Origin of the sequence: Herbaspirillum sp. C7C2, assembly GCF_022627865.1 — a bacterium.
Classification (GTDB): Bacteria; Pseudomonadota; Gammaproteobacteria; order Burkholderiales; family Burkholderiaceae_D; genus Herbaspirillum; species Herbaspirillum frisingense.
The window spans coordinates 18,790-42,728 of the sequence record NZ_JABXGI010000016.1 but is presented as its reverse complement, the minus strand read 5'-3'; the positions used below and the strand labels follow the sequence as shown (position 1 = coordinate 42,728).

Below are 23,939 nucleotides of genomic sequence, written 5' to 3'. Positions count from 1 at the left end.
CCGATGCTGTTTGCTTCGGCTTGTTGTCATCATCGCGTTGAGCGGTTACCGCCACATTGCAGGTTTGCCCGTCCAGGTTTCAGTTGAAATCTGGGCCCATGAAAAAACCCCTCGCTGCGTAGGCAGACGAGGGGTTCGTCAGAAGAGCAAGGCCGCATTCGCAGCCTGCAGGAAACGGATCAGAAGGGAATATCGTCGTCCATGTCCGAGAAGTTCGGCGCCGGGCGCTGGGCCGGCTGCTGGCGCGGGGCGCCACCACCGCCACCACCCGCATTGCCGCCAGCGCTCTGGCGAGGTGCGCCGCCGCCGTAGCTGCCTGCACCGCCACCACCGCCGCCGTAGCCGCCTTCATCCATGCCACCACCACCGCCCGCGCCCTGGCGACCGCCCAGCATCTGCATGGTATCGGCGATGATTTCAGTGGTGTAGCGCTCCACGCCTTCCTTGTCCTGCCACTTGCGCGTCTGCAGGCGGCCTTCGACGTAGATCTGCGAGCCCTTCTTCAGGTACTGGCCGGCGATTTCAGCCAGCTTGCGATAGAAGGTGATGCGGTGCCACTCGGTGAGCTCCTTCTTTTCGCCGGAATTCTTGTCCTTCCAGCTCTCGGTCGTGGCGACGGCGATGTTGGTGACGGCTTCGCCGTTGGGCATGTAGCGTGTTTCCGGGTCGCGCCCCAGGTTGCCGACGATGATGACTTTATTGACCGATGCCATTGTTTCTCCTGAATACGTTTAGGCTGTTGCACCCGCCGCCGGCGCTGAACGGCGCGGCAGGTTTTTCATGTTAGCCGCGATTATAAGCCAGGTCAGGGTGAGCACAGCAGACAAGAGGAACACCGCGGAATTCCCCACATTTTGTTTAAGCCAGCCACCCAGGGCGCCGCCGCAGGACAAACCCAGCGCCTGCAGGGTGTTGTAGACGCCCAGCGCCGCGCCCTTGGCCGCTGGCGGGGCAATACGGGACACCAGCGAGGGCTGGGCGGCTTCCAGGATGTTGAAGGCGACGAAGAACAGGAACAGCAGGGTCACCAGCATCCAGAGACTTCCCAGCGGTTGGGACAACACCAGCCAGAAGCCCACCTGCACCAGCAGCATCAGGCTGATGGCGCCGACGAAGACCGGTTTCATGCACCCGTACTTCTCGGCCACGATGATCGGCGGCAGCATCAGCACGAAGGAGGCCAGAACCACCGGCAGATAGATCTTCCAGTGTTCGCCCAGTGGCAGGCCGGCCGATTGCACGAGCGCTGCCGGCACCACCAGGAACATGGCAACCTGGGTCAGGTGCAGCGTGAATACGCCCCAGTTCAGGCGCAGAAGTTCGGTCTGGCGCAGTACCTCGGCCAGCGACACCCGCCTGGCCTGTACCATCGGCGCCGCCGGTACCACCCATAGCACCACCGCGATGGCCAACAGGGAGAGCACGCCGGTCAGGCCGAAGATGCCACCCATGCCAATCGACTCGTAGAGCAGTGGTGAAGCCACCATCGAGACCGCGAAGGTTACCCCGATGGAGGCGCCCACCATGGCCATGGCCTTGGTGCGATGTTCCTCGCGGGTGGAATCGGCGATGAAGGCGGTGATGGCGGCAGAGATCGCGCCCGAACCCTGCAGCGCTCGTCCCACCAGCAGCCACATCACGCTCTGGGCACCGGCGGCCACGAAGGAGCCCAGCGCAAACAGCAACAGGCCGATGACGATGATGCGCTTGCGGCCATAGCGGTCGGAGGCAATCCCGTAGGGAATCTGTCCACAGGCCTGCGCCAGTCCATAGATGCCCAGGGCGATGCCGACCAGGGTATCGCTGTCGCCCCCGGGCAGGCTGTGGGCGTGCACGGCAAACACCGGCAACACCAGGAACAGGCCCAGCATGCGCAGGGAAAAGATCGAGGCCAGGGAAACGCTGGCACGCACCTCGGCGCGCGACATGCCGGTTTTCTCAGGCTGTGCGGATGAACTTGTGTCGTGGGACATACGTGTGACGTGTAGGGGCTGGCGTTGGCGGCTGCCCGGCCTTTCGTGAAACCGGGCTGTAGGACAAAGGCAGTATGGTAACAGCATAGTCCGGCGCCTCGGGAGCCCGCCTGACGAGCTCTGTACCGATCCAACGGGTTTAGCGCGCTTCCATGTGCTGCATCAATCCAACAATGCGCGGTCAGCAAACGGCGGAATGTAGCAAATCTTCACACCTTTCCTGACAAATACGTCATTTAGTTCAATGCTTATGCCAAAATGTCGACTTGCTCATTTTTTCTGCAGTGTCCTATAACAGCCGCCGACTTCCATTACCGGAAGATTTTCGCCAGGCAATAATCCTCGCCAAGAAAAATAAAGCAAGCACGCATCAAGGGGGGAGAAAACCCGATGCAGAGGATGGCGAAGAGCACCAGGCACTGCGCCAAGGCGCGTCGAGGATCACGTTTGTTGCCGCTCTGCTCCCAGGTTTTCTGTTTTTGAATTTTTCGCGGGCAGCGCAGGCGGCTCGCATCCGTATTCAGCATGTTCCTATTCGATTCGGTCTCTGAACGCAAGCCAGGGCCATCTCTTTCGACGACATCGGCACCGGTCTTGGGTCAGCACGCCCTGTCCTCGCGCATGGCCTGGCTGCTGCTGGTCCTGGCCGGCGCAGCCTGGCTGCTGCCGGGCATCTTCGGCCATGGGCCGTGGAAGCAGGACGAAACCTATTCCTTCGGCATGATCCATCACATGCTGACTTCGGGTGAGTATCTGGTGCCGACCAATGCCGGCCGGCCGTTCATGGAAAAGCCGCCGCTGTACTACTGGACGGCCGTGTTCCTGGCCAAGCTGCTGCATCCGCTGCTGCCGTACCACGAGGGTGCGCGCCTGGCCAGCGTGCTCTACAACCTGGTGACGCTGGTCTTCGTGGCGCGCATCGCCCAGATGGTGTGGAACCAGCGCAGCCTGATGAGCCTGCCGGTACTGGCGACGCTGGCGCTGTTCGCCGGTTCCCCCGGCATGGTCAAGCATGCCCATGACATGTTCACTGACGTGGCGCTGGTTACCGGCACCACCATGGCTACCTATGGCCTGCTGGCCATCGCCCTGAACCAGGAACGCCGTACGCCATCGTGGACCGCTGCGTTCTGGTTCGGCCTGGGTGTGGGAATCACCGAGATGAGCAAGGGCCTGTTCGTACCGCTGACCTTCGCGGCCACGGCACTGGTGCTGGGCTTGCTGGTGCAGTCGTGCCGTCACCGCACTTACTGGAAGATGGTGGGTCTGGCGGTGCTGGTATCACTGCCTTTCTTCGTGATCTGGCCGGCCCTGCTGGCGCAGCACTCGGTGCCACTGTTCATGGAATGGTTCTGGGATAACAACGTCGGCCGCTTCTTCGGCTTTTCGGTGAAGAAACTGGGCTCGGACAATGATCACACCGTGATCCTGCGGGCACTGGCCGGTTTCGCCCTGCCCGGCTCGCTACTGGCCTTGCTGGGCCTGGCCAGCGGCGACTGGCGCCAGGCCCGCAGTTCACGGGTCGCCATGCCGCTGGTCTTCGCTGCGATCAGCCTGGCCGTGCTGCAAAGCTCGGCCACGGCCCGCCAGTTGTATCTGCTGCCGGTGCTGCTGCCGCTGGCGATGCTGGGCGCGCGCGCCATCCCGCGTCTGCCGGACGCATTCAATATGGGTTGGGACTGGCTGGCGCGTGTGGCCTTCGGCCTGATGGCCGTGGGCATCTGGGCCATCTATGTCATCTCGACCTTGCCGGTCGAACATCATCACTGGATCGGGTTCATGGGCAAGTGGCTGCCGCTGGAATATGTCACTCCGATCCAGCCGCTGGCCTTGCTGGCGGCCGGCGCCATGAGCATCCTGTGGATCGCCTCGCTGGGTCTCTTGCAGCTGGCCGGCCAATGGCGTGGCGCGTTTTCCTGGTTTGGCGGCATCACGCTGATGTGGGGCCTGGCCTTCACGCTGCTGCTGCCGTGGGCCGACTACGGGAAAAGTTATGAGTTCGTCTACGCCGACCTGAATACCCGGCTCGCGCCCGCCTGGCATGCCGACGACTGCATGGCCAGCCAGAACCTGGGCGAATCGGAAGCACCGATGCTGTACTACTACACGGGCGTCCTGCACCAGCCCATCGACGCTACCGGAAGGACCGAATGCCGCTGGGTGATCCAGCAAACCCCTGGTGTCACCCACCGTCCCAAAGGTCACTGGACGCTGTTCTGGGAAGGGCGCCGCGATGGCGATGACGGACAGCTCTTCAAGGTCTGGCAGCGCGCCGGTTAAACATCGGTCGCTGTCCATCGGGCCCATCGCCCTGGGAATACGAGCCGGCCACGCGCCGGCTTTTTGCTGGCCGACGCATTCTGCAGAATGCCGGCGCCGACGATTTCCTGCGTCATTTGCGCTCCATCCGGGGCGCTTTTCCTACTGCCGCGCTTTCATTTCCCGGATGTGTTCCCACATGGGTCATCTGGCGCCGCCGGCCTGCCTGCCGGCCGTTCGCAGTCCTGTTATAGTTACATGTTGTCCCACCGCTGCTCCGCGCAAGGCGTCATTCCACGCGGCGGCAGGAAACCCCTAGCTGAAGGCATCCATGGAAGAAATTCGCATTCGCGGCGCGCGCACGCACAACCTCAAGAATATCAACCTAGACCTCCCCCGCAACAAGCTCATCGTCATCACCGGGCTGTCCGGTTCGGGCAAGTCCTCGCTGGCCTTCGATACCTTGTATGCAGAGGGCCAGCGCCGCTACGTGGAGTCGCTGTCGGCCTATGCGCGCCAGTTCCTGCAACTGATGGAAAAGCCGGACGTGGACATGATCGAGGGCCTGTCTCCCGCGATCTCCATCGAGCAGAAGGCTACTTCGCACAACCCGCGCTCCACGGTCGGCACCGTCACCGAGATTCACGACTACCTGCGCCTGCTGTACGCCCGCGTCGGCACGCCCTACTGCCCCGATCACCCCGAACATCCGCTGGAGGCCCAATCGGTCTCGCAGATGGTCGATGCGGTGCTGGCACTGCCGGAAGATACCAAGCTGATGATCATGGCGCCGGTGGTGGCCAACCGCAAGGGCGAGCATGCCGACCTGTTCGAGGAGATGCAGGCCCAGGGCTTCGTGCGCTTTCGCATCCAGAGCGGCACCGGCACGGCCAAGGTCTACGAGGTCGATGACCTGCCCAAGTTGAAGAAGACCGAGAAGCACACCATCGATGTCGTCATCGACCGCGTCAAGGTCAAGGCCGACATCAAGCAACGCCTGGCCGAGAGCTTCGAAACCGCGCTGCGCCTGGCCGATGGCCGTGCCATCGCGCTCGAAATGGATGGCGGCAAGGAACACCTGTACTCCAACAAGTTCGCCTGCCCCATCTGCGGCTATTCGCTGCAGGAGCTGGAGCCGCGGCTGTTCTCCTTCAACAACCCGATGGGGGCCTGCCCGGAATGCGATGGCCTGGGCCACATCGAATTCTTCGATCCCAAGCGCATCGTCGCCTTCCCCAACCTGTCGCTGGCTTCGGGCGCGATCAAGGGCTGGGACCGTCGCAACCAGTTCTATTTCCAGATGCTCACCAGCATCGCGGCCTTCTACGACTTCGACCTCGACGTTCCCTTTGAACAGCTCGACGACAAGGCCCAGCAGGTGGTGCTGTACGGTTCCGGCCGCCAGGCCATCCCCTTCGCCTACGTCAACGAGCGCGGCCGTACCGTGGTCAAGGAGCACACCTTCGAAGGCGTGGTCAACAACCTGCAGCGCCGCTACCGCGAAACCGATTCGATGGCAGTCAAGGAAGAGCTGGCCAAGTTCATTAACGAGAAGCAATGCCCTTCCTGCCATGGCGCGCGCCTGCGGGTGGAAGCACGCTATGTGAAGGTGGGCAGCGGCAAACAGCAACGCGCCATCTATGAAGTGGCCGCTACGCCCCTGCGCGAGACCCTGTCCTTCTTCGAGACCCTGAAGCTGACCGGCGCCAAGAAGGAAATTGCCGACCGCATCATCAAGGAAATCGTTTCGCGCCTGACCTTCCTCAACAACGTCGGGCTGGACTACCTGTCCCTGGAACGCAGCGCCGACACGCTCTCCGGCGGCGAAGCCCAGCGCATCCGCCTGGCCTCGCAGATCGGCTCGGGCCTGACCGGCGTGATGTATGTGCTGGACGAACCCTCCATCGGCCTGCACCAGCGCGACAACGACCGCTTGATCGACACCCTGCGCCACCTGCGCGACATCGGCAACACCGTGCTGGTGGTGGAACACGATGAAGACGCCATCCGCACCGCCGACTACATCGTCGACATGGGCATCGGAGCGGGCGTGCACGGCGGTGATGTGATCGCCCACGGCTCGCTGCCGGAAATCCTGAAGAACAAGAAGTCGCTGACCGCCAAGTACCTCAACGGCTCGCTGGAAATCTCGGTCCCCAAGAAGCGCACGCCCTGCGACGAGTCGCGCATGCTGACCATTACCGGCGCCTCCGGCAACAACCTCAAGAACGTTGACCTGGAGTTGCCGGTGGGCCTGCTGACCTGCGTGACCGGCGTCTCCGGTTCGGGCAAGTCGACCCTGGTCAATGACACGCTCTACCTGTCGGCAGCGCGCCACCTGTATGGCTCGCAGACCGAGCCGGCGGAGCACGAAGCCATCGGCGGCCTGGAGCATTTCGACAAGGTGATCGCGGTGGACCAGGCTCCCATCGGCCGTACCCCGCGCTCCAACCCGGCCACCTATACGGGCCTGTTCACGCCGATCCGCGACCTGTTCGCCACGGTGCCGATGGCCAAGGAGCGTGGTTACAGTGCCGGTCGTTTCTCCTTCAACGTCAAGGGCGGGCGCTGCGAAGCGTGCCAGGGCGATGGCGTGATCAAGGTGGAAATGCACTTCCTGCCGGACGTGTACGTGCCTTGCGACGTCTGCCACGGCAAGCGCTACAACCGCGAAACACTGGAAGTCCAGTACAAGGGCAAGAACATCACCGAGATCCTCGACATGACGGTGGAAGATGCCCATGAGTTCTTCAAGCCGGTACCGCTGATCGCCCGCAAGCTGCAGACGCTGCTGGACGTGGGCCTGGGCTACATCAAGCTGGGCCAGAGCGCCACCACCCTCTCGGGTGGCGAGGCGCAACGTGTGAAGCTGTCGCTGGAACTGTCCAAGCGCGATACCGGCCGCACGCTCTACATCCTGGATGAGCCGACCACCGGCCTGCACTTCCATGACATCGACCTGCTGCTCAAGGTGATCCACCGCCTGCGCGACCAGGGCAATACGGTGACCATCATCGAGCACAACCTGGACGTCATCAAGACTGCCGACTGGATCATCGATCTGGGGCCCGAAGGGGGCGCGGGCGGCGGCAAGATCGTCGCGGCCGGCACGCCGGAGGACGTGGCGAAGAACCCGGCCAGCGTCACCGGCAAGTACCTGGCACCCTTGCTGAAGAAGAAAGCGAAGTAAAAAAGAAGTGCGGACTTGCGCGCGCGCAAACGATACAGAATCCGGTCGCATCTGTATCTTGCGCGCCGCCGGCCTTGGCATACAGTCATGCTCTTGGCCGCCATCCGGCGCACAATGAAGGCAGGCATTCCCGCAGGCATGCCGCCGTGCAACCCCGAAAGACCCACATGTCGAACCCGCTGTCACCCGCCCAGGTCGCCTTTTTCCGCGAGCAAGGCTATCTGCTGTTGAAGGGCATGGTCCCTGCCGATCTGCGCGAGCGCATGCTCGCCGTCACCCGCGATCACCTGCAACGCGCGGTCGCCCCGCTCGAATATGAAGCCGAGGTCGGTTATGAAGGCGCCCCGGCCTCGCTGGACGCCGAAGGTGGCCGCACGGCGCGGCGCCTGCGCGCGGCCTGGCAGCGCGACCCCGTCTACCGCGAATGGGCCGGGCACAAGCAACTGGTGGCCATGCTGCATCAACTGTTCGAAGAACCGGTCTGCCTGACCCTGGCCCATCACAACTGCGTGATGACCAAGCATCCGGCTTTCGGGACCGCCACCGGCTGGCACCGCGACATCCGCTACTGGTCCTTCCCGCGCAACGAGCTGATTTCGGTGTGGCTGGCGCTGGGCGCTGAGACGCCTGAAAACGGCGCGCTCAAGTTCATTCCCGGCTCGCACAGGTTGACGCTGCAAGCCGAGCAGATGGATGAACTGGATTTCCTGCGCCCGGAAGTGCCGGCCAACCAGGCGCTGTTTGCGCAAGGCATTGCGCTGTCACTGGAGCCGGGCGACGTGGTGCTGTTCCACAGCGGCCTCTTCCACGCGGCTGGCCGCAACGACAGCGACCAGGTCAAGTGTTCGGCCGTGTTCGCCTATCACGGCAAGAGCAATCCCCCCCTGCCTGGCACCCGCTCGGCGGCCTCCGAGGATGTGACGCTGGACGACTGAACCGCCAGCACGGTGCTGCCGCCAACACGGAATACGCTGACCGCTTCCGACAGGCGCGCCGCCTGCTCCTGCATGGCCTGAGCGGCTGCAGCGGCCTGCTCCACCAGCGCGGCATTCTGCTGGGTGGTCTCATCCATCTGCGTGATGGCGCGGTTGACTTCTTCGATGCCCTGGCTCTGTTCCTGCCCGGCTGCACTGATCTCGCTGACCACTTCGCTGACGCGCTGCACGCTCTTGACGACCTCGTCGATGGTGGCGCCGGCCTGGGCCACCAGCGTGCTGCCGCTGCCCACCCGGGTGACAGAATCATCGATGAGCACCTTGATTTCCTTGGCCGCCGCCGCCGAGCGCTGGGCCAGCGAACGCACTTCCGACGCCACGACCGCGAAGCCGCGTCCCTGCTCGCCGGCACGTGCCGCTTCCACTGCGGCGTTCAGGGCCAGGATGTTGGTCTGGAAGGCGATGCCGTCGATCACGCTGATGATGTCCACGATCTTGCTGGAGGACTGGTTGATGGAACTCATGGTATCGACCACCTGACGCACCACTTCGCCCCCTCGTACCGCCACTTCGGAAGCCGAATGCGCCAGTTGCCGCGCCTGCTGCGCATTGTCCGCGTTGGTGCGCACGGTCGAGGTCAGCTCTTCCATGGCCGAGGCGGTCTCTTCCAAGGCACCGGCCTGCTGTTCTGTACGAGAGGAAAGATCCAGGTTGCCATGAGCGATTTCGCTGGAAGCCGTGGCGATGGTATCGGTACTCAGGCGGACCTGGCCGACGATACCCTGCAGGTTGTCGTTCATCTGCTTGAGCGCCTGCATCAGCTGGCCGGTCTCGTCCTGGCTGTGCACCTCGATACGCTGGGTCAGATCACCCGCGGCCACGGCTTGCGCCAGCGCGACGGCATGTCGCAGCGGTGCCGATATGGCTTTCACCAGCAACACCCCCATCAGGAGCGCCACTGCCAGGCCGGCGGCCATGGCCACGCTCATCACGACGAGCAGGGTCTGGTAGCGCTGCTGCGCCTGTTCATACAGGTCGCGGCCGACATTGCGCTGCAGGTCCATCAATTGCCCCAGGGTGGCATGCACATCGGCATAGAGCTTGAGCATGAGGCCACCGTAGACTTCGATGGCGCCCTGGAAGTCGCGATTGTGCAGCGCCTCGACCGCGGGCTTGATGCCATCGGTGATGAATTTCTGGCGTTGCGGCAGCAGTTTGTCCAGCAGCGCCTTTTCTTCGGTGGTCAGCACGGTTTCCTGGTACTGCTTGACGACGGCGTCGTTGGCCTTGAGGGCCTTTTCCAGCTTGTCCATGTTGGTGTCGATATCGCCGGAGTCGCCCACGATCGAGGTGGAAATGCCGTTGCGCGCAGCATCCAGCGCTGCTGACATGCGTTCGAGCTGGGACAGCGCCACCAGCCTGTCCTCGTAGAGCGAGCGCATCTGCGCATTGGTCGAGCGCAGGCTGACCAGACCGAGAACGCCCGATGCCACCAGCAGCAGGGCCAGAAAACCAATGACGAAGATCAGGCGAGCCCTGATCGTGAGTGTGCTGAACATGTTCCTCCCGGACTTGCTATTGTTTTTTCAACAAGGGACTCGTTGTGCGAAGCCCTTGTCCTGACACGGTCGACGCAGGCGAATAAGCCGCGCCGCTACCATCAGGCAACACTAGCATTTCCCGTACCAGGGGAACAAGACCTCATTGTGCGGGGGTGGTCCTCATTTGCTGAGGAGGCGTTTTTCGGCGCGCAGGATGCTCTCCGAACTGCCGCGCAAGACTACGATGTCACCGGCCATGAGCACCGGCTGATCAGGCGCATCGAGACGCTGCTTGCCACGGCGCAGCATGGCGACCTCGGCGCCGCAATACGTGGGCAGGTCGATCTCGGCGAGGGTGTGACCGACCGCACTGGCGCCGTCGATCAGGGTGACCGACTGCAGGCGTACATTCATGCCCACCCCATCGGCCTCGGCGTCGGACATGCCATGGAAATAGCCGCGCAGCGAGGCATAGCGCTCATCGCGCGCATCCTGCACGCGGTGCACCACCCGGCGCAATGGCACACCCAGCATCACCAGCGCATGCGAGGCCAGCATCAGGCTGCCTTCCAGCGCTTCGGGCACAACCTCGGTAGCCCCGGCGGCGAGCAGTTTTTCGAGGTCGGCGTCGTCATGGCTGCGCACGATCACGGGCAGCTCCGGCTCCAGTTCGGCGGCGTGATGCAAGACCTTCAGCGCCGAGGGCGTACTGGCATAGGTGACCACCAGGGCGGCGGCACGGTGGATGCCGGCGGCCACAAGGCTTTCGCGCCGGGCGGCATCGCCGTAGGAGACATTGGCGCCCCCATTGCGGGCATCCTGCACCAGTTCCGGGTCCATCTCCAACGCGTGGTAGGCGATCCCCTCCTCTTCCAGCAGGCGCGCCAGGCTCTGACCGCTGCGGCCGAAACCGGCGATGATGACGTGCTTCTGCACGCCCATGGTGCGGGTGGCCAGTTGCGTGAGGGCCAGGGATTGCAGCATCCACTCGTTGGCAGAGAATCGCATGACGATGGCGTCGGACTTGGCCAGGATCAAAGGCGTAGCCAGCATCGACAGCACCATCGCTGCCAGGATCACCTGGATCAGCAAGGGATCGACCAGCTTGAGTCCGCCGGCCTGGCTCAGCAGCACGAAGCCGAATTCCCCGGCCTGCGCCAGGCCCAGGCCGACCCGCAGCGCCACGCCGGTGGACGATCCGAACAGTCTCGCCAGCCCGGCAATGAGGGCAAACTTGAGCAGCACCGGCCCGGTCAGAAGGAGCAGCACCAGGAACCAGTGATCGACCACCGTGCGCACATTGAGCAGCATGCCGATGGTGATGAAGAACAGGCCCAGCAGGACATCGCGGAAGGACTTGATGTCTTCTTCCACCTGGTGCTTGAACTCGGTCTCGGAAATGAGCATGCCGGCGATGAAGGCGCCCAGGGCCAGGGACAAGCCGGCCTTTTCGGTGATCCAGGCCGCGCCCAGGGTGATCAGCAGCAGGTTCAGCATGAACAGTTCCTGCGAGCGCCGCTTGACCACGATGCGGAACCAGCCACGCATGAGCTTGCTGCCGAAGAACAGCAGCAGCGCCAGCACCACCATCGCCTTGCCCACGGCCCAACCCAGCGTGACCATGATGTTGCCGGAATTGTTGGCCAGCGCCGGCACCACGATCAACAGCGGCACCAGGGCCAGATCCTGGAACAGCAGCACGCCCATGATGCGGCGGCCATGCTCGGTTTCCAGTTCCAGTCGTTCGGTGAGCAGCTTGGAGACGATGGCGGTGGATGACATGGTCAGGGCGCCGCCGAGCGCGAAGGCCGCCTGCCAGCTCACGTTGATGAACTGCGGCAGCACCATGGCCGAGCCCCAGGCCATCACCATGGTAGCGGCAATGGTGGTGGCCACCTGCGCCACGCCCAGCCCGAAGACGATATGGCGCATGGCCGACAGCTTGGCCAGGGAAAACTCCAGGCCGATGGAAAACATCAGGAACACCACCCCGAACTCGGCCAGGGCATGGGTGGTTTCATTGTCTTCGGCGAAGGCCAGCCCGTGCGGGCCGATGATGATGCCCACCACCAGATAGCCCAGCATGGGCGGCAACTGCATCATGCGGAAGGCGACCACGCCCAGCACCGCCGCAGCCAGAAGGAAGAGTGTCAGTTCCAGTCCGGAAAACATGGCTTGTTTGGTTTCTTATGACAATGCAGTGAATATGAGCAATTTGACAACGCACCAGAGCAAGGCAGCGCGGGAGAGTGTTCACCGCAGCTCACCGCGGCGGATAGCGAAGGCGGGCCGCAACGGTGCATCCCGGTCGGCGGAGCCGGGCTCCCTGGTTTATGCCGGCCTGATACCGGCGCGCCCCATGCTCCGTGTTCCGTGTTCTGTGCCCCGCCTCCTGCAGTGCTGCCGGAAGCGGCATAGACTCCCCCTGGCGAGCATGTTGCGGTGCGTCGCAATCCTGCACCTTATATCAAGCTCAACAGCATTCCCTTACATCTGGCAAGTTTTTTGCTTTGCTAATTCGTTTATACTTCGGTTATGAGTGTAACCGATGACAAAACCACATCTGCATCTTTTTCCGCCGAGGCTGCCCGCCGTGCCGTCGAGCTGGCGCGCCAGACCCTGCAGATCGAAGCCGATGCCATCCTGGCGCTGAAGAGCCGCCTGCGCGACGATAGCGCCGAGCCCTTGGCACAAGCCGTGCAGGCCGTGCTGCAATGCCAGGGCCGCACCGTGGTGTCGGGCATTGGCAAATCAGGCCACATCGGCCGCAAGATCGCCGCCACGCTCGCCTCCACCGGCAGCCCCTCGCTGTTCATGCATCCGGCCGAAGCCGCCCATGGCGACCTGGGCATGGTGACCCCCAAGGACGTCTTCATCGCCATTTCCAACTCTGGCGAAACCGCCGAGCTGCTGGCGATCGTCCCCATCATCAAGCGCATGGGCGCCGTGATCATCGCCATGACCGGCCATGACGATTCCAGCCTGGCCCGGATGGCGGCGGTGCACCTCAACGTCGGAGTGGCCAAGGAAGCCTGTACCCTGAACCTGGCGCCCACCGCCAGCACCACGGCCACGCTGGCCATGGGCGATGCGCTGGCGGTATCGCTGCTGGACGCCCGCGGCTTCCTCGAAGAAGATTTCGCGCGCTCCCACCCCGGTGGCGCGCTGGGCCGCCGCCTGCTGACCCACGTGCGTGACGTGATGCGCAGTGGCGAGGCCATCCCGGCGGTGCGTCCGGATGTCTCGCTGTCGGCCGCGCTGATGGAAATCACGCGCAAGGGCATGGCCATGACGGCCGTGGTGGATGAGCAGTTCCGGCCGATCGGCGTATTCACTGACGGCGACCTGCGCCGCCTGCTGGAGCGGGGCCAGGATTTCACCAGCTTCAGCATCGCCGAAGTGATGCACGCCCAGCCGCAAAGCATCAACCAGGATCGGCTGGCGGTGGACGCCGTGCAGCTGATGGAACAATTCCGTATCAACCAGTTGCTGGTCACCGATGCCGAGGGCGTCCTCACGGGCGCGCTGCACATCCATGACCTGACCCGCGCCAAGGTAATCTGATGACCGCGTCCGCCTTCACCAGCTCCCTGCCGCCGGACGCCCTCGCCAAGGCAGCCGGCGTTCGCCTGATGATCTTCGATGTCGATGGCGTCCTGACCGACGGCGGCCTGTTCTACGGCGAAGAGGGTGAGGCCTTCAAGCGCTTCAACGCCCTCGATGGCCACGGCATCAAGATGATGCAACAGTTCGGCACGGCCGCCGCCATCATTACCGCACGCCAGTCGCCCTATGTACTGCGGCGCGCGCGTGACCTCGGCATCGCCCACGTGTTCCAGGGCGTACACGACAAACGCCAGGCCTTCGAACAACTGCTGCAGCACACCCAGCTCACGGCGGCCGCGTGTGGCTACCTGGGCGACGACATCATCGACCTGCCGGTCCTGACCCGCGTCGCCTTCAAGGCGTGCGTGGCCAACGGTCACCGCGAGGTCAAGGCGCGCTGCGATTACGTAACCCAGGCCACTGGCGGCAACGGCGCGGTGCGCGAAGTCTGCGACCTGGTCCTGGCCGCGCAGGGCAACTACGAGGCGGCGCTGGCGCCGTACCTGGCATGAGCGGGCGCAGCGGAGAACGCGCCGCCGAGCGCATCCGGCTGGCGGTGATCGTGGTGATCCTGATCGGTGCGGCCCTGGGCAGCTTCTGGGTACTGCAGGCCTTGCGCGCCTCCAGCGACCAGCACGCAGTACAGCGCCCACGTGGCAAACCCGATTACTACCTGGAAAACTTCAGCTACGTGAAACTCGGTCCCACGGGACTTCCGCGCTATGACGTTTCCGGGACCAAGATGGTCCACTTCCCGCTGGACGACTCCTTCGAAATTACCAAGCCCGTGGTGCACAGCCTGGACAAGGACAAGCCTCCGATGGAACTGTATTCCGACACGGCGCGCGTGACCGACGACCAGACCCAGATCCACATGTATGGCAATGCCAACGCCATCCGCGGCGCCGCCAACGGCCGTGCGCCGATGCATCTGGTCTCGGAATACCTGCTGCTGCTACCCGATGACGAGATCGTCAAGACCGACAAACCGGTTGCAATGACGATGGGCACCACCAGATTGAATGGAGTGGGCATGCTGGCCAACAACGCCACCCAGGTCGTGCAGTTGTTCGGCAATGTGCGCGGTTATTACGAGCCCGCGCCCAAGAAACGCTAACCCGTTTGTCTCCACGATAAAAACGCCAAGAACCGACCAGACAGGAAATCCATGAAACGCTCACTCTTACTGCCGATGCTGATGCTGGCTGCCGTGTGCGGCGTGGCCCACGCCGAAAAGGCGGACTCCACCAAGCCCACCAACATCGAGGCGGACCAGATGGTCTACGACGACGTGCGCCAGGTGAAGACCTTCACCGGCAACGTCGTCATGACCCGCGGCACCCTGATCATCAAGGCAGGCCGCGTGGTGCTCACGACCGACCAGTACGGCTATGAAAATGCGGTGCTGTACGCGGCTCCTGGTGCACTGGCGAACTTCCGCCAGAAGCGCGATGGCGGCCCCAACCTGTGGATCGAGGGCCAGGCCGAACGCATCGAGTATTCCGAGCAGACCGAAATCTCCAAGTTGTTCCAGCGGGCGCACATTCAGCGCATGGATGGCAACCGCATCACTGACGAAGTCAATGGCGAATTCATCTCTTATGACAGCCGCGCCGAGTTCTACTCCGTCAACAACACCGCCAGCGGCGAAAGCAAGCCGGGGGCAGGACGCATCACTGCCGTGATCCAGCCCAAGAACCCGCCGCCGGCGGATGCCGCCCAGCCTTCCACGCCCGCCCAGCCCGCTACGCCGGCACCGGCCCAGCGCCGTCAGAACGGAAAGGACCAGTAACGATGGCAAGCTCACTGGTCGTTCGCGGCCTGAAGAAAAGCTATGGTGCGCGCCAGGTGGTGCGTGACGTCTCCATGGAAGTGCGTAGTGGCGAAGTGGTCGGCCTGCTTGGCCCCAACGGTGCCGGCAAGACAACCTCGTTCTACATGATCGTCGGCCTGGTCCCCTCGGACGGTGGCGAAATCGATCTGGACGGTTCGCCCATCTCGCGCCTGCCGATCCACAAGCGCGCCACGCTGGGGCTGTCCTACCTGCCGCAGGAAGCCTCGGTGTTCCGCAAGCTGACGGTGGAAGACAACATCCGCGCCGTGCTGGAGCTGCGCCAGGAGGACGGCAAGCCGCTCTCGCGCGATGAAATCGAGGGCCGCCTGAACAACCTGCTGCATGAACTGCAGATCGAAAAGCTGCGCGAGAGCCAGGCACTGTCGCTCTCCGGTGGCGAACGCCGCCGCGTGGAAATCGCCCGCGCACTGGCCACCGATCCGCGCTTCGTGCTGCTGGACGAACCGTTTGCCGGTATCGACCCGATTGCCGTGATCGAAATCCAGCGCATCGTGCGCTTCCTCAAGGAACGCGGCATCGGCGTGCTCATCACCGACCACAACGTGCGGGAAACCCTGGGTATCTGCGACCGCGCCTACATCATCAACCAGGGCACGGTGCTGGCCAGCGGTAACCCGGAAGAGATCATCGCCAACGAATCGGTGCGCCGCGTATACCTGGGCGAACACTTCCGCATGTAGCACCCGCCGTCCATCGGCCACACAACGGTATTGCAACCAGCGGGCCACGCCGCTCCCAGAAAGACAGATGAAACAGTCGCTCCAGTTACGTACCTCGCAGCACCTCGCATTGACGCCGCAACTGCAGCAGTCGATCAGGCTGTTGCAACTGTCGACGCTGGAACTGCACCAGGAACTGGAACAGATCCTGTCCGACAATCCCCTGCTCGAACGCCTGGACGACGCTCTCGACAATTCGGTGCGCCTGTTGGCCGATGGCGCGGTCTCTTCCGCGCCCTCCACCGGAGTGGCCGAGCCCGCTGGCGACAGCGGCAACGAAGCAGCCCCCTCCGCTACTGATGGCGAAGCCAGTTTCGACTATCAGGACAACAGCCCCGAGAGCGGTGTCAGTGGCGAATCCGACTGGAGCTTCGACGACGTGGCACGCAGTGGCAAATCGCCCGACGACGACGATGCCCGCCCGCAACTGGAAGCGCATGAGCTGACCCTGCGCGAACACCTGCTGGAACAGATACGGGTCACCGCCCGCACACACCGCGACCGTGCGCTGCTGGAACTGCTCACCGATGCGCTGGACGAAAGCGGTTACCTGGAGGAACCGCTGGAAGACATCCTGGCGCGCCTGCCGGAAGAGCTGGGCGTTGACTTGGAAGAACTGTCGATCTCGCTGAAGCTGCTGCAGAGCCTGGACCCGGCCGGGGTGGGTGCGCGTAGTGCCGGTGAATGTCTGGCACTGCAGATCCGCCGCCTGCCCAAGGTGCCCTTCGTCACCCGCAAGCTTGCCTTGAGGATTGTCGAGGATTACCTGCCGCTATTCGCACAGCGCGATTTCAACAAGATCAAGAAGGCTCTCGATTGCGATGACGAGGACCTGCGCGAAGCACAGGCGGTGATCCGTCAGTGCCGTCCGCATCCGGGTGCCGAATTCGCGCGCGATGCTTCGGACTACGTGGTGCCGGACGTGATTGTCAAACAGACAAAGAACGGCTGGCAGGTCATGCTCAACCATGAGGTCATGCCCAAGCTGCGCGTCAATGCAATGTATGCGAGTGCGCTCAAGCAGGCCAAGGGCGAAGGATCGCTGTCGTCGCAGTTGCAGGAAGCTAAGTGGCTCATCAAGAACATGCGGCAACGTTTCGATACAATTTTGCGAGTCGCGCAGGCTATTGTCGAACGTCAAAGAAACTTCTTTTCACATGGCGCAGTGGCCATGCGGCCCCTTGTGCTGCGTGAAATTGCTGATACACTGGGTCTACACGAGAGCACAATCTCTCGCGTGACAACTCAAAAATACATGCTCACGCCGCACGGCATGTTCGAGTTGAAGTACTTCTTCGGTAGCCACGTCGCGACTGAAACCGGAGGCGAAGCCTCCTCCACCGCGATACGGGCGCTGATCAAACAGTTGATAGGAGCCGAAAACCCGCAGACCCCATTATCCGATAGCAAGATTGCGGATATGCTGGCAGAACAAGGCATGGTGGTCGCGCGACGCACAGTCGCCAAATACCGCGAAGTGTTGAAGATTCCGCCAGTCAATCTCCGCAAGTCCCTCTGAGCTTTCCTCAGTTTTTCTGTAGCAGTACCGTTGCTGTGTTCAGGCAAGCATCCCTACCTGGTGCCCATGCCATCCGACACGAAGACCGTGCCCGTGGTACAGCAGCTGTAGACGATGCATCGCACGAACCTCCAGTGACCTCACGATAGGAGTCTTGTATGAATCTGACCATCAGTGGACACCACCTCGAACTGACCCCCGCCATCCGGGAATACGTGCAAAGCAAGCTGGCCCGTATCAAGCGCCATTTCGACAACGTGATCGACGTCAGCGTGATCCTGAGCGTAGATAAACTCACAGAAAAGGAAAAGCGCCAAAAAGCGGAAATCAACGTCCACATCAAGGGGAAGGATCTACATGCGGAAAGCATTGCGCACGACCTCTATGCCGCTATTGATGCCCTGATCGACAAGCTCGACCGCCAGGTCATCAAGCACAAGGACCGCTTGCAGGAGCATCACTCCATGGCCAAGCGTCTGCCCGACGATACCCCCGCTGATGCAGTGGCTGGCGCGGCATAAGACAAGGATTCAGGACCATTCCTGCCGGCGGGTGCGCAACGACAGCGTGACGCATAAGGTGGGAATCTCATGAGGAAGGGGCGCGCAAGCGCCCTTTTTCATTTTGCGGCGCCGGGGCCGGTTTCATTTCCTGTGGCAAACAGTGATCCCGCGTCCATCATCGCCGCTGTTCTCCCGAAGCGGCTCGCAATGAGACTTGAAGAGGCTCCTCCCGCCCTCATCTTGGTGGCAAGGTCCAAAGCGGAAATCGTATAAATGATTTCCACCAAGCAATGCCGGACGACACCCCAACCACGCCGCAACCCTGCCGACTTCAACGCGAGCGGCGGCTTTTCCCTATAATGTCGGCAATCCCATTTTTAAAGGCATAGCCATGAGCGACGTCCAATCCTGGATCAAAGAAACCGTGACCCAAAACCCTGTCGTGCTGTTCATGAAGGGAACCGCCCAGTTCCCGCAATGCGGCTTCTCCGGCAAGGCCATCCAGCTGCTCAAGGCCAGCGGCGCCGAGAACATCGTCACCGTCAATGTGCTGGAAAGCGCCGATGTGCGTCAGGGCATCAAGGAATATTCGAACTGGCCAACCATTCCCCAGCTGTACGTGAAGGGTGAATTCGTCGGCGGCTCGGACATCATGAGCGAAATGTACGCCTCGGGCGAACTGCAGACCCTGATCAAGGGCTAAACCCGGCGCATCGCTGCCCCGCTCCGGTTTCTCTCGTGAGTTCCACTTCCAGTCCGCCACGCCAGCGCCTGATCGTCGCCATCACCGGTGCGACCGGCGCGATCTATGGCGTGCGCCTGCTGCAGCACCTGCGCAAGCATGGTCAGGTGGAAACCCATCTGATGATTTCCGAAGCCGGCGTGCTCAATCTGCACCAGGAACTGGACATGCGGCGCAAGGACGTCGAAGCCCTGGCCGACGTGGTGCATCATGTGCGCGACGTCGGTGCCTGCATCGCCAGCGGCTCCTTCGCCTCCACCGGCATGGTGGTGGCGCCCTGTTCGATGAAAACCCTGGCCGCCGTGGCGCATGGTCTCTCCGACAACCTCATCACCCGTGCTGCCGACGTGGTCCTGAAAGAACGTCGTCGCCTGGTACTGATGGTGCGCGAAACGCCCTTCAACCTGGCCCACCTGCGCAACATGACCGCCGTGACCGAGATGGGCGGCGTGATCTTCCCGCCGCTGCCCGGTTTCTACCAGCGCCCAGCCTCGATGGAAGAAATGGTCGATCACACCCTCGGGCGCGTGCTGGACATGTTCGGGATTTCGCTGCAGCTCACCCCTGAATGGCGGGGTATGAAGGGCGAGGCAGACTGAGCGAGTGGCAGCAGAACGGTCAATAAAAAATGCGCCGCGGGTTTCCCGACGGCGCATTCTTTCTTAAGCGCTGACCGCTCAACCCCGCCCGATATAGGGCATCTTGGTCGCCATCACCGTCATGAACTGCACATTGGCATCCAGCGGCAGGCTGTCCATGTAGAGGATGGCCTTGGCCACGTGCTCGGCGTCCATGGTCGGTTCGACCTTGGTGGAGCCGTCGGCCTGCAAGGTGCCTTTCTTCATCAGCGTGGTCATGTCGGTGGAGGCATTGCCGATGTCGATCTGGCCGCAGGCGATGTCATAGGCGCGACCATCCAGCGAAGTGGCCTTGGTCAGGCCCGTGATGGCATGCTTGGTGGCCGTATAGGAGGCCGAGAACGGACGCGGCGCATGGGCCGAGATAGAGCCGTTGTTGATGATGCGGCCACCACGCGGGGATTGCTCCTTCATGACGCGGAAGGCTTCCTGGGTACACAGGAAAACACCGGTCAGGTTGATGTCCACCGCTGCCTTCCACTGCTCCACGCTCAACTCCTCCAGCGATACCGGCGGTGCGAAGATGCCGGCATTGTTGAACAGCATGTCGAGCCGGCCAAAGCGTTGCCGGGTCTGTGCGAACAGCTGCTTGACCGAGGCCGGATCGGTCACATCGGTTGCCACCACCAGCGCATTGGCACCGTGTTCGCCAGCCAGTTTGACGGTCTCTTCCAGCGCATCCTGGCGACGTCCGGCCAGGGCCACGCCATAGCCTTCGCGCAGCAGCGCCAGGGTAATCTGCCGGCCGATGCCGGAGCCTGCGCCGGTCACCAGCGCGATACGTTTGGGTGCAGCCATCGTGTTGACTCCTCAATGATCTTATGGACGGAACCTGCATCGTCGGCGGATAAAAAAACCGCCCGTGATGCACGGGCGGTTTCCACTATAACAAACACCAGCCGCGGCCAGATGAAGGATTTTCAATCCCTGGGCCTGCCTTTCATGTGTCCCGGCACTTGCTCATCAGACCGTGCTCGACAGCGGCTTGGCGGTATCGATACCCAGCGTATGCGCCGCATCCTGCAGCCGCGCACGATCCTCTCCCCAGACCTCGCACAGCGCCGTATAGGCGATCCAGCGCGCATCGATCTCGAAGAAGTCGCGCAGGTTCACCCGCGTATCGCTGCGGCCAAAGCCATCCGTTCCCAAGGTCACATACTGCGCCGGCACGAAGGCACGGATACTCTCCGGCAGGGTACGGATGTAGTCGCTCACCGCGATGACCGGTGCAGCGCTGCCCTGCAGTTGCTGCGTCACATACGGCAGCGGGCGCGCGCCCGACAGCCGCTGGCTGCGCTGCGCCGCCACGCCATCACGCGCCAGTTCGGTATAGCTGGTCACGCTCCATACCTCGACTTCGATCTGCCAGTGCTGCTGCAGCAACGCGGCGGCCGCCACTGCTTCCTTCAGGATCGGGCCGGCACCCAACAGGCGCGCCTGCGCGTTCGCCTTGCGACCCAGGCAGTACAGGCCACGCAGGATGCCTTCCTGCACGCCCGGCGGCAGGCTGGGCTGGGCCTCGTTCTCGTTGGTGACGGTGATGTAGTAAAAGACGTCCTCGCCGCGCTCCATCATGCGGCGCATGCCGTCGTCGAGGATCACCGCCAGCTCGTAGGCATAGGCCGGGTCATAGGAAACGCAGTTGGGAATCGAAGCCGCCGTCACCAGGCTATTGCCATCCTGATGCTGCAAACCCTCACCGCCCAGGGTGGTTCGCCCCGAGGTGGCGCCGATCAGGAAGCCTCGTGCGCGCTGGTCCGCCGCTGCCCAGATCAGGTCGCCGATGCGCTGGAAACCGAACATCGAGTAGTAGATGTAGAACGGCAGCATCGGTGTGCCATGCACCGAGTAAGCGGTCGCGGCGGCCGTCCAGGAAGAGATCGCGCCGGCTTCGGTGATGCCCTCTTCCAGAATCTGGCCATCCTTGGCCTCGCGATAGTAGAGGATGGAACCGATATCCTCCGGCTCATACAACTGGCCCTGCGAGGAATAGATGCCGACCTGGCGGAAAAGGTTGGCCATGCCGAAGGTACGCGCCTCGTCGGCCACGATGGGCACCACGTAGCGGCCGAACTCCGGGTCCTTCAACAGGTTGCCGAGCTGGCGCACCAGCGCCATGGTGGACGACATCTCCTTGCCATCGGCTTCCAGCGCGAACTTGCTGTGCGCTTCCAGGGCCGGCACCGCGCGGCGCGCCTGGCCGGCATCGCGGCGCGGCAGGTAGCCGCCCAGCGCAGCGCGGCGGGCATGCAGGTGCTTCATCTCGGCGCTGTCGGGCGCGGGCTTGTAGAAGGCCAGTTCGCGGCACTGTTGATCCGACAGCGGCAACTTGAAGCGATCACGGAATTGCAGCAGACTTTCCTCATCCAGCTTCTTCTGCTGGTGGGTGGTCATCTTGCCTTCACCGGCCGCGCCCATGCCGTAGCCCTTCTTAGTCTGGGCCAGGATCACCGTCGGCTGGCCGCGATGCTGGGCCGCCGCCTGGTAGGCCGAGAAGATCTTCTTCATGTCGTGCCCGCCCCGACGCAGGCGGTTGATTTCCTCATCGGTGAGCGTGGCCCCAATAGCGCGGGTGCCCGGTGTCTGGCCGAAGAAATGCTGGCGATTGAAGGCGCCATCGTTGGCGGCGAAGGTCTGCAATTGACCGTCCACCGTGCGGTTCAGGGCATCCACCAACTCACCGTCGCGGTCGCGGGCGAACAGGCCATCCCAGTCCGAGCCCCACAGCAGCTTGATGACGTTCCAGCCGGCACCGGCAAACAGGGTCTCCAGCTCATCGACGATGTGACCGTTTCCGCGCACCGGACCATCCAGGCGCTGCAGGTTGCAGTTGACCACGAAGATCAGGTTGTCCAGCTTCTCGCGCGAGGCCAGCGAGAGCGCCGCCAGCGATTCGGGCTCGTCCATCTCGCCATCGCCGAACACTCCCCACACCTTGCGGCCCTGATCCTGCAACAGGCCGCGATGTTCCATGTAACGCAGGAAGCGCGCCTGGTAGATCGCATTGATGGGACCGATGCCCATGGAGCCGGTCGGGAATTGCCAGAACTGTGGCATCAGCCAGGGATGCGGGTAGGACGACAATCCCTGGCGTCCGACGCGCTTGGCCTCGATCTCCCGGCGGTAATAGGCCAGGTCCTCTTCGCTCAAGGCGCCTTCCAGGAAAGCGCGGGCATAGATGCCGGGCGCCGAGTGCGGCTGGAAATAGACCACGTCACCGGCGAACTTGTCATCGCGGGCACGGAAGAAATGATTGAAGCCGACCTCGAACAGGTCCGCCGCCGAGGCAAAGCTGGCAATATGCCCGCCCAGCTCGCCATAGGCACGATTGGCGCGCACCACCATGGCCAGCGCATTCCAGCGCATGATGCTGGCGATGCGTTCCTCGATGGCCTGGGCGTCCGAACCACCGGGGAAAGGCGGCTCCTGCTCGGGGCGGATGGTATTCACGTAAGGGGTATTGCGCGCATCGCGCCAGTTCACGCCCCACTGCTGGGCCGCCGCCGACAGGCGCGAGAGCAGGAAGCGCGCACGCTCCGGTCCGGCCTCGGCCAGCACGCTTTGCAGCGCCTGCAGCCACTCCTGGGTTTCCTGGGCATCGAGGTCGATATCACGGGCGATATCGCTGTCACTGGGGCGGGACATGTCCACTTCCTGATCTCCTGTCTGGTCGCACGCCGAGGCTGGCGCAGCGCGGGTCGGCATAAAACCTGCTGCCGCTGCAATCGCTGCTATGCAAAGAGACGAAAAGCCGGTAAAACACAGGCCGCGCCATCGGTCTCCCCGCGCCCGACGCCTTTTCGGTCTTGTCTTGGTGGTAAGGGCTAGCTTGCGAGATGAACTACCGGACTACGATACGCCGGATGGCCCGGCATGAGTCACTTAAAACAGGAAGTTGCCGTACAATATTCAGCATCCAGTGCTGCAAAACTGAAACCGACAGAATTTAATTTCGATAATGGAACTAGATACCACCGATTTGCGCATCCTGAACATCCTTCAGGAGAACAGTTCGATCAGCAATCTGGAGCTCGCCAGCCGTATCAACCTCTCGCCATCGCCAACCCTGGCCCGTGTGAAGCGGCTGGAAACCGAAGGCATCATCTCGCGCTACGTGGCGCTGGCCGATCCGCACCTGCTGGGCCTGAAGGTCAACGTCTTCGTCAAGGTGATCCTGGAGCGCCAGGGCGCCGAAGCGCTGGCCCAGTTCGAGACGGCCGTGAGTGCCTTCGATGAGGTCATGGAAGTGTACCTGATGACCGGCGACGAGGATTACCTGCTGCGCATCGTGGTGCCCGACCTGTTGACGCTGGAACATTTTATCGTCGATCACCTGACCAAGATTCCCGGCATCAAGAATATCCGTTCCAGCTTTGCCCTCAAGCAGATCAAGTACAAGACGGCGTTGCCCACGCCCAAGATCAAGACGCGCCGCTGAACCGCCTGCGGGGCTGACGCA

The 23,939-nt window shown here is 62.8% G+C and carries 20 protein-coding genes; 13 read left to right on the top strand and 7 right to left on the bottom strand.

The genetic code is table 11. The annotated features are described in order from the left end of the window. Positions 1-179: 179 nt before the first annotated feature. From ssb to HWE04_RS18015, 3 genes are all read right to left on the bottom strand, one after another. Positions 180-713 carry a single-stranded DNA-binding protein gene (gene ssb / locus HWE04_RS18025; protein WP_241813273.1) on the bottom strand — a complete coding sequence of 178 codons (534 nt, stop codon included), beginning with the start codon at positions 711-713 and terminating at the stop codon, positions 180-182. 18 nt (positions 714-731) lie between these two features. Continuing rightward, complete coding sequence (locus tag HWE04_RS18020) at positions 732-1,928, bottom strand: MFS transporter (protein WP_241813272.1); 1,197 nt, start codon at positions 1,926-1,928, stop codon at positions 732-734. A gap of 356 nt (positions 1,929-2,284) precedes the next feature. Continuing rightward, entirely contained in the window at positions 2,285-2,500 is a 216-nt protein-coding gene (locus tag HWE04_RS18015; RefSeq protein ID WP_241813271.1) for a hypothetical protein, read from the bottom strand. A gap of 67 nt (positions 2,501-2,567) precedes the next feature. Between HWE04_RS18015 and HWE04_RS18010 the strand changes: the two genes are divergently transcribed. The 3 genes from HWE04_RS18010 (at position 2,568) to HWE04_RS18000 (ending at position 8,357) form a co-directional block, all read left to right on the top strand. Continuing rightward, on the top strand, positions 2,568-4,253 hold the full coding sequence (locus HWE04_RS18010; protein WP_241813270.1) for an ArnT family glycosyltransferase: 1,686 nt from the start codon (positions 2,568-2,570) through the stop codon (positions 4,251-4,253). Between the two features lie 310 nt (positions 4,254-4,563). Continuing rightward, entirely contained in the window at positions 4,564-7,422 is a 2,859-nt protein-coding gene (gene uvrA / locus HWE04_RS18005; protein WP_241813269.1) for an excinuclease ABC subunit UvrA, read from the top strand. A gap of 167 nt (positions 7,423-7,589) precedes the next feature. Next, positions 7,590-8,357 (top strand): phytanoyl-CoA dioxygenase family protein, encoded by a 768-nt coding sequence (locus tag HWE04_RS18000; RefSeq protein ID WP_241813268.1) that lies wholly within the window; start codon positions 7,590-7,592, stop codon positions 8,355-8,357. On the opposite strand, the gene HWE04_RS17995 is transcribed toward HWE04_RS18000, so the two are convergent. After that, entirely contained in the window at positions 8,285-9,916 is a 1,632-nt protein-coding gene (locus tag HWE04_RS17995) for a methyl-accepting chemotaxis protein (protein ID WP_077235971.1), read from the bottom strand. The genes HWE04_RS18000 and HWE04_RS17995 overlap by 73 nt on opposite strands. 162 nt (positions 9,917-10,078) lie before the next feature. Next, a complete protein-coding gene (locus tag HWE04_RS17990) occupies positions 10,079-12,070 on the bottom strand; it encodes a cation:proton antiporter domain-containing protein (RefSeq protein WP_241813267.1) in 1,992 nt (663 codons plus the stop codon). 363 nt (positions 12,071-12,433) lie between these two features. On the opposite strand from HWE04_RS17990, the gene HWE04_RS17985 reads away from it, so the two are divergent. The 9 genes from HWE04_RS17985 to HWE04_RS17945 all read left to right on the top strand — a co-directional run bounded on the left by HWE04_RS17985 (position 12,434) and on the right by HWE04_RS17945 (position 19,441). Continuing rightward, on the top strand, positions 12,434-13,462 hold the full coding sequence (locus HWE04_RS17985) for a KpsF/GutQ family sugar-phosphate isomerase (RefSeq protein ID WP_241813266.1): 1,029 nt from the start codon (positions 12,434-12,436) through the stop codon (positions 13,460-13,462). Then, entirely contained in the window at positions 13,462-14,016 is a 555-nt protein-coding gene (locus HWE04_RS17980) for a KdsC family phosphatase (protein WP_006461689.1), read from the top strand. Before HWE04_RS17985 ends, HWE04_RS17980 begins: the two co-directional genes overlap by 1 nt. After that, positions 14,013-14,621 (top strand): LPS export ABC transporter periplasmic protein LptC, encoded by a 609-nt coding sequence (gene lptC / locus HWE04_RS17975; RefSeq protein WP_241813265.1) that lies wholly within the window; start codon positions 14,013-14,015, stop codon positions 14,619-14,621. The genes HWE04_RS17980 and lptC overlap by 4 nt, the downstream gene beginning before the upstream one ends. A 51-nt stretch (positions 14,622-14,672) precedes the next feature. Further along, complete coding sequence (gene lptA / locus HWE04_RS17970) at positions 14,673-15,296, top strand: lipopolysaccharide transport periplasmic protein LptA (RefSeq protein WP_039874062.1); 624 nt, start codon at positions 14,673-14,675, stop codon at positions 15,294-15,296. 2 nt (positions 15,297-15,298) lie between these two features. Then, positions 15,299-16,039, top strand: coding sequence for an LPS export ABC transporter ATP-binding protein (gene lptB, locus HWE04_RS17965; RefSeq protein ID WP_006461686.1), 741 nt, complete (start codon positions 15,299-15,301; stop codon positions 16,037-16,039). Between the two features lie 67 nt (positions 16,040-16,106). Then, positions 16,107-17,597, top strand: a complete 1,491-nt coding sequence (locus tag HWE04_RS17960; protein ID WP_006461685.1) for an RNA polymerase factor sigma-54 — start codon at positions 16,107-16,109, stop codon at positions 17,595-17,597. Between the two features lie 158 nt (positions 17,598-17,755). Beyond that, positions 17,756-18,118, top strand: a complete 363-nt coding sequence (gene hpf, locus HWE04_RS17955; protein ID WP_077235974.1) for a ribosome hibernation-promoting factor, HPF/YfiA family — start codon at positions 17,756-17,758, stop codon at positions 18,116-18,118. Between the two features lie 373 nt (positions 18,119-18,491). Beyond that, complete coding sequence (gene grxD, locus HWE04_RS17950) at positions 18,492-18,803, top strand: Grx4 family monothiol glutaredoxin (RefSeq protein ID WP_006461683.1); 312 nt, start codon at positions 18,492-18,494, stop codon at positions 18,801-18,803. 35 nt (positions 18,804-18,838) lie between these two features. Then, on the top strand, positions 18,839-19,441 hold the full coding sequence (locus HWE04_RS17945; protein ID WP_006461682.1) for a UbiX family flavin prenyltransferase: 603 nt from the start codon (positions 18,839-18,841) through the stop codon (positions 19,439-19,441). Between the two features lie 78 nt (positions 19,442-19,519). Here the strand turns inward: HWE04_RS17945 and HWE04_RS17940 are convergent, their stop codons facing one another. Together HWE04_RS17940 and mdeB are read right to left on the bottom strand one after the other, a co-directional pair. Further along, the gene (locus tag HWE04_RS17940) at positions 19,520-20,278 is read right to left on the bottom strand and encodes an SDR family oxidoreductase (RefSeq protein WP_077235977.1); all 759 of its coding nucleotides are present in this window, start codon (positions 20,276-20,278) and stop codon (positions 19,520-19,522) included. Positions 20,279-20,443: 165 nt separating this feature from the next. Beyond that, positions 20,444-23,125, bottom strand: a complete 2,682-nt coding sequence (gene mdeB / locus HWE04_RS17935; RefSeq protein WP_241813264.1) for an alpha-ketoglutarate dehydrogenase — start codon at positions 23,123-23,125, stop codon at positions 20,444-20,446. Between the two features lie 313 nt (positions 23,126-23,438). Between mdeB and HWE04_RS17930 the strand changes: the two genes are divergently transcribed. Then, positions 23,439-23,918, top strand: coding sequence for an Lrp/AsnC family transcriptional regulator (locus tag HWE04_RS17930; protein WP_006461679.1), 480 nt, complete (start codon positions 23,439-23,441; stop codon positions 23,916-23,918). The last annotated feature ends 21 nt before the right edge of the window (positions 23,919-23,939 follow it).